Raw genomic sequence first — 14,006 nt, 5'->3', positions numbered from 1 at the left:
ACTATTCTATAAAATTTTCTATAATACATTTAGTAAAAGATTCCACATTATTTTCAATTAAATAATTACTTTTATTTGGTTTATATGTGTAATTACTTTTATAAAAATCTGACAAATAATTTTCATCAACTTTTTCTAGTGTATATCCCAGTTTATTTTTACGTATCAGTTTACCTAACAAGCCCTGTTTTGGACCAACTACAGGCCTGCCAAATTGAGCAGCATACCCCAATACACCACTACTTTGAGAAATATTAGAATAAGGTATTAAAATATAATTAGAAGCTCTACAAAGTGCACCTAAAAATTCATAACTACAAAACTCATCAAAGACCAAAATTTGTACTCTTAAATTTATTCTTTTTAAAAGCTCACTAAATTCTTCTTTTATATCTTTTGAAATTCGTCCAGCAAAAATAAAACAGTTTTGTTTCCCTTCTTCTTTCGTTAAAAATTCTATTGATTTTAGTATCGTTAGAGTTCCTTTTCTTTCTGTCAAATCACCAAAATGAATGTATATTTTTTTTTCATTTGAGATATTATATTCATTTCTAATATCTAACAACCCGTCATTTTTTATTGGAATAAAAGGGTCTGGTAAATTTTTAAATTTGCTAGTTTTATAAAGGTGATTAAAATAGTTTGCAGAAGAATTATCATTTAAAACAAATACTGACTCAAAAACTTTTGCTCTCCCAATAATTAAATATTTAAAAATATTAAACATTTTAATTATAAAATTTGACTCCTTCCATTTATATAAATAAACAGCGTATATAATTCCTGAAATTTTCACTCTTGCATTTAACATAAAAGCTATAAATGGTAGAAATTGCATTATCATAATCAAAAACAAAGAACTACAATTATGCTCCTTAAGCTTTCTTTTTACTAATCTAGACTTATAATAAGCTCCAATAAATAAGTTTACATTGTTACATTTAATTAGTTCTCTAGATGATAAGTAATCAAATTCAATATTTGATGAATCATTCCAATTAAATTTATCTTTAATATTTACAAATTCTTTTGGTACAACAAAAATAAACTTGTGATTCTGTTTTTTTAAAGCAATATTATATAAATGATTTATATATTCTAAATGATGCCCTACAATTAGGTTATCAAAAACCATAACTCTACGTTCCATAAAAACTAATTTATATTACTTTTATTATAGAAAAAATCCTTATTTTCAATAATCTTATTAACTTCCCATTCCCACCATTTACTTTGTTCAATAATATCAATTTTAGAATTTTCAAACCTTTTCTTTATCTCCTTTGCTGGATTTCCTCCGTAAATTGAATATCTTGGAACATTTTTTGTAACTATTGATCCCGCAGCAATAACTGAACCTCGTCCTATTCTAACTCCTGAAAGAATTATCGAATTTGAACCAATCCATACATCTTCTTCAATAATAATATTCCCTTTACTAATGAAATCATCACTATCATTATCTTTCAAAATATTCTTCCCAATTAAATAACTTGACACATTATTATAATTATGATATGACTCTTGAATACTAACATTTTGACCAATAGAACAAAAACTTCCAATTTTAATATGCCCTTTAATAGCACTCAACACTGTACCAGGACCAAATATTGAAACAAATCTTCCTAATTGAACTTCACCTAAGCATAAGCAATTATTTAATTTACAACCTAAACCAAAACTAGTATTGTTAAATGTAGAGTTTACAATTGAAACTGGATATCTTGAATCTTTATCTTTCACTATAATATTTAGTGGTATTTTAGAATTAAAATCTACTTTTATTCCTTTCAAATTATTATATAAATACTTAATTATTTTTTTTATCATATTTTTTAATAATTTTTAAAGATTTCACACCATACAATACATATACTACAAATATTGAAAGTGAAAACAAAGATAATCCTAATATATAATTATTAAGAATAATTGCAATTGAAAAAGAAATTATCGATAAACATAAGATTCCCGCTTTCATTTTAAATAAAAACTCTTGTTTTTCAAACACTGAATAAACACTAAAAATAGGATTAAATACTATTATGGCTAAGGCATATGGCAACAATGAAATAATAACATAATACACTTCTTCAAATTCATTTCCTAATAAAATATTTATCATCCATTTACCAAAAACAAAATAAATACTAAAGCCTATAATGGTTGCAATAGATAATAATTTCAATAAATTAGCAGTAAGAATCATTATCTTTTTATTTTGCTTTTTAAAATTAGAAATTCTTTCTATATAAATTTGACTAACAGTACCTACAAAAATTAAAATAGGCATTAATACAATTCTATTTGCAATACCGTAAAACCCAGCAACTTCTTTACCAAAATATTTTTCTAAAACAATTGTAGGACCTCTAAATGCTATAGTTCTCATTAACTCACCTGTCATACTATATTTAACAAATTTAAAATATCTTTTTATTAATAAGTTATAGATTTTAAATTTAAACAACTCATAAAACTTAAATTTAATTTTAAATGAATTTAAGGTAACTATTGTAATTATTATTGCAAATAAAAGGTTACAACAACTACTAATTAATATTAAATAAATTTCTTCAGCTCCAAACATTTTATAAAAAACAAAATATAAACCAGGTATAATTGGTGCTAAAACTAACCTTGAATAAGAAATAAATAAAATTTTATTATTAGCTATATTATAAGATGTTATTGTTTTTAACATTGATTCTGAAAAAATATTTATTGCAATAAAAAATATATACGAAACATTTAAAACATATAAAAAAACACTAGAAGCTAGAGTAACTAGTGTAGACAAATACAGAATACTTATCATCAAATACTTGTAGAGCCCTTCATTTTTTTTTACAAAAAAACTTTGCTCTAAATACCCTGTAGACAAAATAGAAATAATAGAAGAATAAGATAAAACAACTACAAAACCTCCAATAACTTCTGCTCCATACAATTTTGAATTAATACTAAAGCCAATTACTGATATTAATTGAGCCAAAAGATTAATTATAGTAATCTTAGATATTTTAGCAAATAAACCTGATTTACTCATTTTAGAATCTATCTTTTTCACAAGTGTAAAATATTAAAATTCAGAAGTATCGTTTAAAAAACTTTCTATATTCTCAAATTTAATAGAATCTAATTCTATTTGGGTAAAAGATTTATCCCACCATCTAACTTCTAACAATCTTTCAATTTCTTCATCTGTAAAGCGTTTTCGAATAAATCTAGCTGGATTACCTCCCCAGATTTCATATGGAGGAATACTCTTAACAATATTTGAATTACTAGCAATTATTGCTCCATGTCCAATTGAAACACCTGCCAAAATTGTAGCATCCCCTCCAATCCACACATCTGATCCAATGTCAACATAATATTCTTTTTGTTTTTCAGAATACTTATATTCTTCAAAAATCGTCTCACTTACAAATGTAAATCCACATTGTTTATCTATAGAAAAAAAACTTGGGTGGGTACTTACAAATTTTTTGGATGGATGCATCCCCTGAATAACTCTAACTCTAGGCCCAATTGAACAAAACCGACCAACATAAGTGTAATTAATATTTGTTTTTGGACCAATATATGATGCTAAACCAACATGAGCATTTTTAATTTTAGCATTACTGTAAATAATATTTTTACCTTTTAAAACTGTTTGATTATTCAAAGAAACTTTTTTCTGTATTCGAACACCTTTTTTGAAAAATTTAAGTCTAAACTTATTTATTAAAATAATATGCTCAATACACCTATAGATACCCCCTAAAATTAACTTAATATAAAATATAATAATAGCTTTCATTTAGAATAATTATAGATTTATTTTTTTAATGAATTTAGCTGGATTTCCAGCCCAAACTTCTCCTGAAGGGATACTTTTAGTTACTACACTTCCTGCTCCAACAATTGAGTTTTCACCAATAACAACTCCTTTTAAAACTATTGAATTAGCACCAATAAATGCGTTCTTTTTAATATAAACAGGCAATGTATTAGGCAGGTCATTAATAGTACCTCTTAATTTTGAATCTAATGAATGAAAGTCTGTATCCCAAATTTTACAACTACCACCAATATACACACCTTCATCAATTTTTATTGAATTTTCACAAAATATAGTAGAATTAGATATACCTACATTATCTCCAATTATCAACTTACCTTGTTCTTTAACAATAAATCTTGTAATAACATCTCCTCCTATAGGGTTATTATTTTTTCCAGAATTAACAATCAAGTTTTCACCAAGTTTTAATTCTCCATAATTTCTAATAGCCATAAAACCATTAATAGTAAATGAACTATAAGAAACCTTAAAATATTTTAACTGAAAAATGTGGTATAAATTAGAAATTACACCTAGTAATAAATTATAAATTCTTTTCATACTACTTGCTAATCACTTTTTTTACTTTTTTATAGCCTTCTAAACCAAATATCTTAATTACTAAGTTAATTATATATTTTTCAAATTTACTCTTTTCAACTCTATCAAAAAACTCTTTAAATGAATTATTACTATTTTCAAATTCTTCAATCTTACTTGGAAAAAAATCTATATCTCTTGTATTTAATTCAGAATAATAAACATTTCCATTTTGAGAATTTGTTCCTGTTCCATCCAAACCAATATTTTGAGTGTATGTGCTTTTTGGATATAAACAAAGTCCATTGTTTATATAAATTGTACCATACCAATAAATAAACCAGGTTTTTAATTTTTTCTTTTTATTTAATATCAATTGTTCCCAATAGGTAAAATTACTTGAAACAATAAATTTATCTTTTCCTTTCTCAGTTATTTTATTTTCTAATAATTCAATATTATTTTCAAATTTATCCCAAGCTCTCTTCCAAGTTGCCCACCCCCAACAAGCAGACATTGAGGAAAAATAAGACGATTCAAATTCACTATTGTTAATTGGATAATTAAAACCTGAAATATGCATAACTCTCTCTTCATTAGCGTAAATTTGCAATGCTTTATTCATATAACTCAAAAAAAAGGGAGACGTAACAATATCATCCTCCAAAACTATTACTTTACCGTAACTTTCAATTACACTAGAAACCCCCTCTTTTATAGACTTTGCGAGCCCATAATTTTGCTCTCTCTCTATAATTGATATTGATTTAAAGCCTGTGACAGTATAAACAAAATCTTTTACCTTTCTTACATCTTCCTCATCTTTAATCTTTAGGTAATTATCACAATAAATAAATAAATCAGTTTTATCTGAAAATTTATTCTTTTTTAAAGATTCTATTGTTTGTTTTGCATGATCTAATCTATTAAATACGAACAAAACTACTGGAGCATATTGAGAAATATTCATTTTTAGCTTGATAAGTTAACACCTTTTTTTAACACTTCTACCATTTTAACTATTTGGTTTCTTGCTTTATCACACAGATCTGTTTTAAATAAAAGAGAATTGTAACATGAATTATGCAAAAATGTAAATTCAACTATTTCTCCTATTTCATTTATAATTTGTAAATACTTTGCACAACTTTCAAAATTATCAATTTTAGAAACGCCTACAAATTCTTTCTTTATAATCCCTGGAAGTGCCAATAAGCTTTTACATTTAGTTATTCCGTTTATCATTTCAAATGGAACTGTCCCAAGAACAATGGCTGGCTTCCCTAACATTACAGACTCAAATGCTGATGTTCCTGTTAAAGTTATTACTCCTTGTGATTTTAATATCCAACTCTTAGGATCCGAATGAGCATCTAATTTTATAAATTCTACATTTGACAAACGAGAGATTTTCTTATAAAATTTTAATGGCCTTTCACCTATCATAGCTCCATGCTCTTTAATATAAAGTTTCCACCCTAAAGGTAGTGCTTTTGAAATAAAAGCAATTACACTTTCTTCATTTGGGTAAAAAGGAGCCTTTATAAGAGTACTCGACTCAGGAACTAAGTGTAGAGGAAAATATATATATTTCTCGCCTTCTACGGGGTTTTTAAAAAAAGGATTTAAACTTGAAAGTAAATATCGTTCTCTTAAAACCATTTCTAAAAAAAAGAAAAAGATACTTGGAAAATGAGCAATAAACGGAAATCTAAAATTAGATTTTAAAAAACGAATTTTAGATTTCATTTTTTTTATTGCACTAATTTCATATGTGCCTAATCTTTTTAAATCTTTAAATAATGAGTTGTTGTTTTTTTTTAAAGTTTTATTATTCTTATAATCTTTATTAGCTATTTCGCTTTTATTTCTATAAGAAATCACCTCAGTTTCAAAACTAGAATCAGCTTTTTTTATAGACAAAAACTTCTCAATGAAAAAGTCATCAACTTTTCTACCTAAATTAAAATTGGGTATTAAGTATCCATTATACCTTGTATGTTCAATAGTTATATAAGGAATGTTAAAAAAATCTGCAACTAACCACAATACAGACCTTCCAATTTCTGAATTATCAAAATCAAAAATAAAATCAGGTTTTGATGTTTTAACTAAATTCTCCATATATTCAAAAAGAAGCAAAACCCAATAATTTTTCTCTTCATCTGTTAAATCTTTAAAAAAATATCTATAGTGATAAGGAGTTGTAAAAATTTGAGAACTCATTAATAAAGTTCCCCAATCTACTTTCTTGCAATATTTTTCTTCAAACCCTTGAAGTTTATTAGTACTCTCTTTTGATAATTTATCAGAAATATTATCTGAATACACATGAGCAATCTTGTCTAATGTGTGTATTTTTATATCATTATTATTCTTTTTAAAATTGACAAAAGTAGTATCTCTTAGTAAAGACTCTGTTGGATGAATAAAAATTGCTTCATTTTTATATTCGTTAAAATATGGAATACAAAAATTAGTTAAACTGGTAAAGGATTCTTTACAAACCCATAAAATTTTCCCCATAAAAACTATTCTTTAATTAATTCCCAAGATAGCGGTGTTCCTTTACTTATATTTTTTGAAACTACACGACCTATAATTTCATTGAAATGTTTAGGATGCATTCCAAAACCTGGGCGGATTGATTTGACATTATCTTCATTAATAACATCGCCTTCAAGCAAATCTTCTACTACAAATAACGACCTTGAAAACTCCCTACTTTTTAATTTTGTATCCGTTAATTCGTAATCTACCTTTCCAAGAAATTTTTCGGCAGTTCTAACAGCATCAACCATTTCTTTAAATTCTTTTTCATCAAGTGAAAAATGAGCGTCTGGTCCTCCAACACCCTTATTTAATATAAAATGTTTTTCAATAAATTTAGCACCTAAGGAGACAGCTACAATTGCACCTTCAATACCCTTAGTATGATCTGACAACCCTGATTTCACCCTGAATTTCTTCACAATATCTGGAATAGTCAATAAATTAGCATCTTTTGGATCTGCAGGATAAGCTGAAGTACATTTCAGAATTGTAATATTTGTATTCCCCTCTTCTTTACACGTCTTAATTGCTAATTCAATATCTTGTTCAGAAGCTATACCTGTTGAAATTACAATAGGCTTTTGCTTTGAAGCAACATATCTAATTAAAGGGATATCTGTTATTTCAAATGAAGCTATTTTATAAATTGGATTATTTAAACTTTCCAATAAATCAACTGCGGTTTTATCAAAAGGTGAAGAGAAACATACAAGTCCTTCTTCCTCTGCAAGTTCAAATAATTCTTTATGCCATTCCCATGGCAAAGAAGCTTTTGTATATAAATCATGTAGGTATTGCCCATCCCAAGCTGTACCTTGATTTATTTTAAAAAAATTATTTCTCACATTGAGTGTTATAGTATCTGCTGTATACGTTTGTAGCTTTATTGCATCCGCACCAGCTCTTTTCGCTGCTCTAATTGTTTCTTTAGCAATACCAATATCGCCTCCATGATTTGCTGATAACTCAGCAACTATAAAACATTTACCTGTATCCATTATTTACTTTTCTAATTTGTATACATTACTCAAACTACCATTAACATTTTCTTTCTTCAAGAAAGTAAAACCTGACTTTTCAAAAGATTTTATAGATGCAACATTAGCCTCTTTTATATAAGCAAGAATAGGCTTTTTATTAATTCTAAAATAAGCATTTATAGCTTTGTTTAATAATAATGAGGCTAGTTTTTCACCTCTAAATTCTTTTGAAATAGAGATCCCAATAATTGAATAATCAACATACTTCTCATACCTAACAACACCAAAGGGTTTTGAATTATACTCTCCAATATACATAAGTACATTCTCATCGTTTAATTTTGAATTAAACCACTTTTTATGATTTTCAAATAATATTATATCAGAGTTAAAAGAATTATTTCTAACTAACATATCATTAGACAATTCATATAAAAAATGAATATCTTGTTTTTTAATATTTCTAATTGTTAAAAACAGGTTATTAATTAAGTTAAGAAAATTGATTTGACTCTCTCCATTAAATAATTGTTGTTGTTTATCTATAAAAGTTTTGTAATTTTTATTTAAAATAATACTTTGTATTTTAGATTTAAAAATTTCTACTGTATATGTTGAAAAATTGCCACCTGAAAACACAACTTTCTTACTAGAAAAATAGTTGTAAATATGTCTTTGATTATCAACAAAAAATCCAGATAAAACAGGAATTTTTATCGAACACAATTCATATAAAATAGTACTAGCTGGAGCAATTGCAAAATTACACTGTTTCATTATCTGAAATAGTTCTGCTTCCCCTAAGTTCTGATATAAATTTATTTCAGGATAATCTTTTGCAAGTTTAAAAATTTCAGATGACTTATATGCACCTCCTAATATCACATGTATTTCAGTAACCTGACTAATTTCTAATAATGCTTTAGTTGCCTTTAATGACAAATCTAAATAATCAGCACCTCCAAAACAAACAAAGGCTTTATCTATTTTTGTTATCTCTCTATAAACCAATGATTCTGCTAAAAACTTAGGTCTAAGCATTGCGTAATTAATACCTAATGCATATTTCGTGTAAAATTCGCCTTTAAAATTTGATTTAGTTAACCCTGGAGAATGGTTAACAACAACATCTGCAAACATATGTTCAGATGTTAAATCGTCAATATAAACAAGGAGATAACCATGTTTTTTTAATAATTTTTGATATGTTGAAACAAACTGATAACCATCCGCTATTATTAAATAATTCTTAGCTTTATAATTATTTGACAACCATTTAGGTTCTTCGTTTATAGTAATATTTTCAGGAATAGTCTTTAGCCTAAAATTCTTAGGTATAACATCTAGAAAAGAATCTGACTTTGTTAAAAAAACAAAATCAAAATAATCTTTACACATTTCTGCAACAGCAAGAAGCCTATATAAATGCCCTAAACCAATTTCTGAATTTCCATCAGCTCTAAAAAGTATTTTATTTTTCTTTAGCATTTAACAGTAATTTTTCAATGAATAATAATTCTAGTTCCCTCACTTTAGGTAAAATATAATTAACCTCCTCTTCTAATGAATCAAATTTATTTTTTTGAGTATTTTCTTCATTTACTTTTAACAACCAAGGATTTTTGTCAATTAAATCAATAAAGTCTAATAGCTCGAAACTAGCCTTATTTTCTAACATACTATACATTAAACTTAATAAAGCATAATCACTTGGATAATCTACTGTAAATCTATATTTTTTAAATTTTTCAGAAACAGAAAAATTAAAAGTTTCAATAAGCTTAAAATTTCTTTTTATAAATGGTGTTACGTGCTCACGATCATAAGAATCCGTAGACTCCTTGTAAGCTATTTTTAATACTTCAGTACTAATCATTTCAAAATTACAACCTAGAGGCAAACCCTCAGAATAAGAATAATTTAACGACTTTTCTAAGTGATTTTTAATAAAAACATCAAGGTGCTTAATATCTAAAATTGGGTTATCCCCGGTGAACCTTAAAACAAAATCATAATCACTATCTTTTATAACCTCATAAAATCTTGACAACACATCATTTTCACTCCCTCTAAAACATGATACATTTAGCTTGCCGCAAATATTTTCAATATCATCATTAATTTTATTTGTTGAAGTTGCCACAACTACTTTTGATATTTTCTTTTCTAAATACAAAGCATCAATAATTCTTTGTAAAATACTTACCTCACTATTCGCAGGCATTGACATCAACACCTTATTCGGCAATCTTGTTGAACCTAATCTTGCCTGAATTACAGCTAATATTTTACAATGTCCATCCACCATCAACACTAATATTTTGTCCTGTTATATAATTTGATGAATTAGAAGCCAATAAAAGAATTACTCCTTTTAAATCATCTGGTTCACCAATACGTTTTAATTTAGTTTTATCCTTTAACCTTTGTACAAACTCAATATCTTTCTGCACTTCTTTTGAAGGGAAAGGCCCAGGAGAAATCGTATTAACATTTATCTGATACTTTGACAAATACATTGCATAGTATTTTGTTAAATGAATAATAGCCGCCTTTGAAGTTCCATAATTTGCTGGGTTTAAAAACTCTTCTCTTCCATTATAAATAGCTAGATCTGGAACAACTACCCCATACATAGAGGCAATATTAATAATTTTACCAAATTTTGATTTTTTTATATAAGGTATTGAAGTCTTTATCATATCAAAATATTGATTCACTCCACCTTCCATACCCATGCGCCACTCATCTGAAGTCAATTTTTCTGGATGATTAGCTGCTCCAAAATATGCATTATTTATTAATACATCTATTTTTTTTTCTTTTTCGAATATCCTCTGAAAAGACAATTCAATTGATTCCATATCAGAAACATCTAATTCAATAAATTTAATAGAATCATTGTTTTTAAATTTTTCATTAAATTTTAGAATGTTTCTTCCCCCAACATAAACTACTGCCCCATAATCAGCTAAAATTTCGCTTATGGCAGATCCTAAATAACCATACCCCCCCGTTACCAGCACAACTTTATCTTTAATGTCTGCAAATAAATTTACTTGTCCCATTTTGATGGATTTAATAATTGATTATCTTTTATTTTTATGTTATCTATTTTCTTCCAGACTTTTAAATCAATACTAGAATTAATTGATTTTATATTTTCTTTTAGTTGCTCTAAACTATCTACACCTATAAGAACCTTACTAATATATTTTTTAGAAAGGGGATAGTTAAGCGCTAGTTCTACTTTTTTTAGTTCATTTTCATCACTTATTGAGTTTATTAGCTCTAGTTTCTCTTTAAACTCAATTAAATTTCCAGTTAAACTTTTTACATCTTTAAAAAATAATCCTTGTAAAAAAACTGATCTAGTATGAATTTCAACACCTTTGGCATGCAGTTTTGACAAAACTTGCCCTCTTTGGAAATCATTGTCTAATAAATTATAAGGAACCTGAACTATTTTCACAAAGTCATAATTTAAAACATCCTCTAATTGCTCATTAGAATATACAGAAACTCCAACCTTAGTAACTAAAGGGTTATTAATAATAGTATCAAATCCATTTAAGTTATAATCTACCACTTTTTTAAATTCTTCATAAGAATGAAATAAATAAGCATATAAATAATCTACATCAAATAACTTAACAAGTTCTTTAATCCTATCCAAAAAATTAATTGAATAATTTAGTTGAGATGCAGAATATTTAGTTATAATTTTGAATCTATTGTTGGATACCTCATGGTATCTAGAAATAACATTATGTGAATCACCATAAACTTCTGCAGTATCTAAAAATTTAATACCTTTTTTAAATGCCGTATCTAGAATATGTTTTACAACATCGAAGTTTGGTTTTCCAAATTTATTATTAATTCCATAATTTAAACCAAACTGTACAGTACCTAGTATTATTTTTTTATCACTGTGCAAATTCAAAAACTTTTTTTATAACATATTTTTGTTCATCTTCGGTAAGAGTAGGGTACATAGGCAAACTAAGACACCTTGAATAATATTTTTCTGCATTTTTCAAATTAGCTGAGTTGTAGCCAATCTCGTTGTAATATGGTAATTTATGCACTGGGATGTAATGTACTTGGGCATATATCTTATTCTCTCTCAAAAAATTATACAACCCTAATCTATCTTCTACCTCTATTACAAATAAATGATATGCATTATAACTATTCTCAAGATTTTTTTGGTATTTCACCAGTCCTTGAAAAGCTTTCTTATATTCTTTTGCTATTTCATTTCTTCTTTCAACTCCTTTATAATTTTTTTCTAATTGAGTAATTCCAAGTGCAGATTGAATATCTGTTAACCTATAATTATATCCCAAATCTTGCATTTCATAATACCACCCTCCATGGTTCTCTATCATTCCTTCTTTTGTAATACCATGTGTCCTTAATAAAGAAAGCTTTTTATATAACTCTTCTGAATTTGTGGTAAGCATTCCTCCCTCTCCACAAGCAATATGTTTAACAGGGTGAAATGAAAAAACTCCTATATCAGCATAATTTCCATTACCACAGTGTTGTTTCTTTTCATTTGAATCAATAAAATATCCTCCTGGAGCATGACAAGCATCTTCTATAAGCCATAAACTATGCTTCTCTGCTAATTTCTTGAACTTTTCCAAATCTACAGGAAGTCCTGCAAAATCGACAGGAATAATCCCTTTAAAAAAACCTTTGGGTTTACTCTCTATCAATTCTTTTGTCTTCTCATAAGACAGCAAATAAGTCTCTGGATCTATATCTGCAAACCACACTTCTCCTTCTCCATACCTAACACAATTTGCAGATGCTGCAAAAGTTATTGGAGTTGTAATTACACGATCTCCAGGTTGAATTCCTAATGCTAGTACTGATAAATGTAAACCGGCCGTTGCATTACTAACAGCAAGCGCATACTTTGAACCTACATATTCAGCAAATTTCTCTTCAAACTCAGTAACCTTCGGACCTTGAGTTAAAAAATCCGCCTTTAATGTTTCTACCACAGCATCAATATCTTCTTCACTTATATTCTGCCTACCGTATGGAATCCCTTTAATATTCATTATACTTCAAATGTGATATCTACATGTGATTTAATTAACTCTCTCAAACTTTCTACAGTTTCCCATTCCGTATTATTTTCAGAATTATAACTAAAACCATTAACTACCTTTACAGCTCCAAATTTTTCAATAAATTCTTCTAAATTCCAATGTGGAGTTGTTGGTACAATTGCATAGTACTTACCTAAATCATAGGTGTAAAAGGAATCTGATGGTGTTATCATTTCCTCATGAATTTTTTCTCCCGGACGAATTCCAACAACAGGTTTTTCACATTTTGGCCCAATTGCTTCAGCTACGTCAGTTATTTTATAAGAAGGTATTTTAGGAACAAATAACTCCCCTCCCCAAGCGTGTTCCAATGCATGCATTACCATATCAACTCCACCTTGAAGCGAAATATTAAAACGAGTCATATTTGGATCAGTAATTGGTAGTACTCCTTCTTTTTTCTTTTTTTCGATAAAAAATGGTATTACAGAACCATTTGAGCCCATTACATTTCCATATCTAACTACTGAAAACTTAATTGGATTATTACCTCTTATATTATTAGCAGCAATAAATAATTTATCAGAAGTTAGTTTAGTGGCTCCATATAAGTTTATTGGCGCACAAGCCTTATCTGTTGATAACGCAACAACTCTTTCAACGCTTGTTTGCAAACTAGCCTCCACCACATTTTCGGCTCCTCCAATATTGGTTTTCACACATTCATCTGGATTATATTCAGCAATATGAACGTGTTTCATAGCTGCAGCATGAATTACGTAATCTACCCCCTGCAAGGCTCTTATTAACCGTTCTTTATCACGAACATCTCCAATAAAATATCTTATTTGAGGATATTTATCTGAAGAATACTCCTGAGCCATTTGAAACTGTTTTTGCTCATCTCTTGAGAAAATTACCAATCTTTTAACTTCTGGATAATTAGTTAAAATGTGCTTAGTTAAAGCTTTTCCTAATGATCCTGTTCCTCCTGTAATTAATAATGATTTATTTTTCAGCATACTACTT

The 14,006-nt window shown here is 27.5% G+C and carries 14 protein-coding genes; all 14 read right to left on the bottom strand.

The window, feature by feature from the left end; genetic code table 11:
- Position 1: 1 nt before the first annotated feature.
- Positions 2 to 1,150, bottom strand: coding sequence for a glycosyltransferase family protein (locus tag BLU40_RS03800; protein ID WP_090119891.1), 1,149 nt, complete (start codon positions 1,148 to 1,150; stop codon positions 2 to 4).
- 5 nt (positions 1,151 to 1,155) lie between these two features.
- The gene (locus tag BLU40_RS03795; RefSeq protein ID WP_090119889.1) at positions 1,156 to 1,833 is read right to left on the bottom strand and encodes a CatB-related O-acetyltransferase; all 678 of its coding nucleotides are present in this window, start codon (positions 1,831 to 1,833) and stop codon (positions 1,156 to 1,158) included.
- Positions 1,814 to 3,073 carry an oligosaccharide flippase family protein gene (locus BLU40_RS03790; protein ID WP_139170913.1) on the bottom strand — a complete coding sequence of 420 codons (1,260 nt, stop codon included), beginning with the start codon at positions 3,071 to 3,073 and terminating at the stop codon, positions 1,814 to 1,816. Before BLU40_RS03790 ends, BLU40_RS03795 begins: the two co-directional genes overlap by 20 nt.
- Before the next feature lie 12 nt (positions 3,074 to 3,085).
- Positions 3,086 to 3,676 carry a CatB-related O-acetyltransferase gene (locus BLU40_RS03785; RefSeq protein WP_175454739.1) on the bottom strand — a complete coding sequence of 197 codons (591 nt, stop codon included), beginning with the start codon at positions 3,674 to 3,676 and terminating at the stop codon, positions 3,086 to 3,088.
- A gap of 144 nt (positions 3,677 to 3,820) precedes the next feature.
- The gene (locus BLU40_RS17825; protein WP_090119882.1) at positions 3,821 to 4,396 is read right to left on the bottom strand and encodes an acyltransferase; all 576 of its coding nucleotides are present in this window, start codon (positions 4,394 to 4,396) and stop codon (positions 3,821 to 3,823) included.
- Position 4,397: 1 nt separating this feature from the next.
- A complete protein-coding gene (locus BLU40_RS03775; protein ID WP_090119880.1) occupies positions 4,398 to 5,345 on the bottom strand; it encodes a glycosyltransferase family protein in 948 nt (315 codons plus the stop codon).
- Between the two features lie 2 nt (positions 5,346 to 5,347).
- Positions 5,348 to 6,901 (bottom strand): hypothetical protein, encoded by a 1,554-nt coding sequence (locus BLU40_RS03770; RefSeq protein WP_090119877.1) that lies wholly within the window; start codon positions 6,899 to 6,901, stop codon positions 5,348 to 5,350.
- A gap of 5 nt (positions 6,902 to 6,906) precedes the next feature.
- Positions 6,907 to 7,926 (bottom strand): pseudaminic acid synthase, encoded by a 1,020-nt coding sequence (gene pseI / locus BLU40_RS03765; RefSeq protein ID WP_090119875.1) that lies wholly within the window; start codon positions 7,924 to 7,926, stop codon positions 6,907 to 6,909.
- A gap of 3 nt (positions 7,927 to 7,929) precedes the next feature.
- Entirely contained in the window at positions 7,930 to 9,396 is a 1,467-nt protein-coding gene (pseG, locus tag BLU40_RS03760; RefSeq protein WP_090119872.1) for a UDP-2,4-diacetamido-2,4,6-trideoxy-beta-L-altropyranose hydrolase, read from the bottom strand.
- Positions 9,380 to 10,216, bottom strand: a complete 837-nt coding sequence (locus BLU40_RS03755) for a cytidylyltransferase domain-containing protein (protein ID WP_090119870.1) — start codon at positions 10,214 to 10,216, stop codon at positions 9,380 to 9,382. Before BLU40_RS03755 ends, pseG begins: the two co-directional genes overlap by 17 nt.
- The gene (locus tag BLU40_RS03750) at positions 10,197 to 10,976 is read right to left on the bottom strand and encodes an SDR family oxidoreductase (protein WP_090119868.1); all 780 of its coding nucleotides are present in this window, start codon (positions 10,974 to 10,976) and stop codon (positions 10,197 to 10,199) included. The genes BLU40_RS03755 and BLU40_RS03750 overlap by 20 nt, the downstream gene beginning before the upstream one ends.
- A complete protein-coding gene (locus BLU40_RS03745) occupies positions 10,964 to 11,848 on the bottom strand; it encodes an aldo/keto reductase (RefSeq protein WP_175454738.1) in 885 nt (294 codons plus the stop codon). The genes BLU40_RS03750 and BLU40_RS03745 overlap by 13 nt, the downstream gene beginning before the upstream one ends.
- The gene (gene pseC, locus BLU40_RS03740; RefSeq protein WP_090119863.1) at positions 11,838 to 12,986 is read right to left on the bottom strand and encodes a UDP-4-amino-4,6-dideoxy-N-acetyl-beta-L-altrosamine transaminase; all 1,149 of its coding nucleotides are present in this window, start codon (positions 12,984 to 12,986) and stop codon (positions 11,838 to 11,840) included. The genes BLU40_RS03745 and pseC overlap by 11 nt, the downstream gene beginning before the upstream one ends.
- On the bottom strand, positions 12,986 to 13,999 hold the full coding sequence (gene pseB / locus BLU40_RS03735; protein WP_090119860.1) for a UDP-N-acetylglucosamine 4,6-dehydratase (inverting): 1,014 nt from the start codon (positions 13,997 to 13,999) through the stop codon (positions 12,986 to 12,988). Before pseB ends, pseC begins: the two co-directional genes overlap by 1 nt.
- Positions 14,000 to 14,006 lie beyond the last annotated feature (7 nt).

Origin of the sequence: Lutibacter oricola, from assembly GCF_900106565.1 — a bacterium.
GTDB lineage: Bacteria > Bacteroidota > Bacteroidia > Flavobacteriales > Flavobacteriaceae > Lutibacter > Lutibacter oricola.
This window is presented reverse-complemented; position numbering and strand designations above follow the sequence as displayed.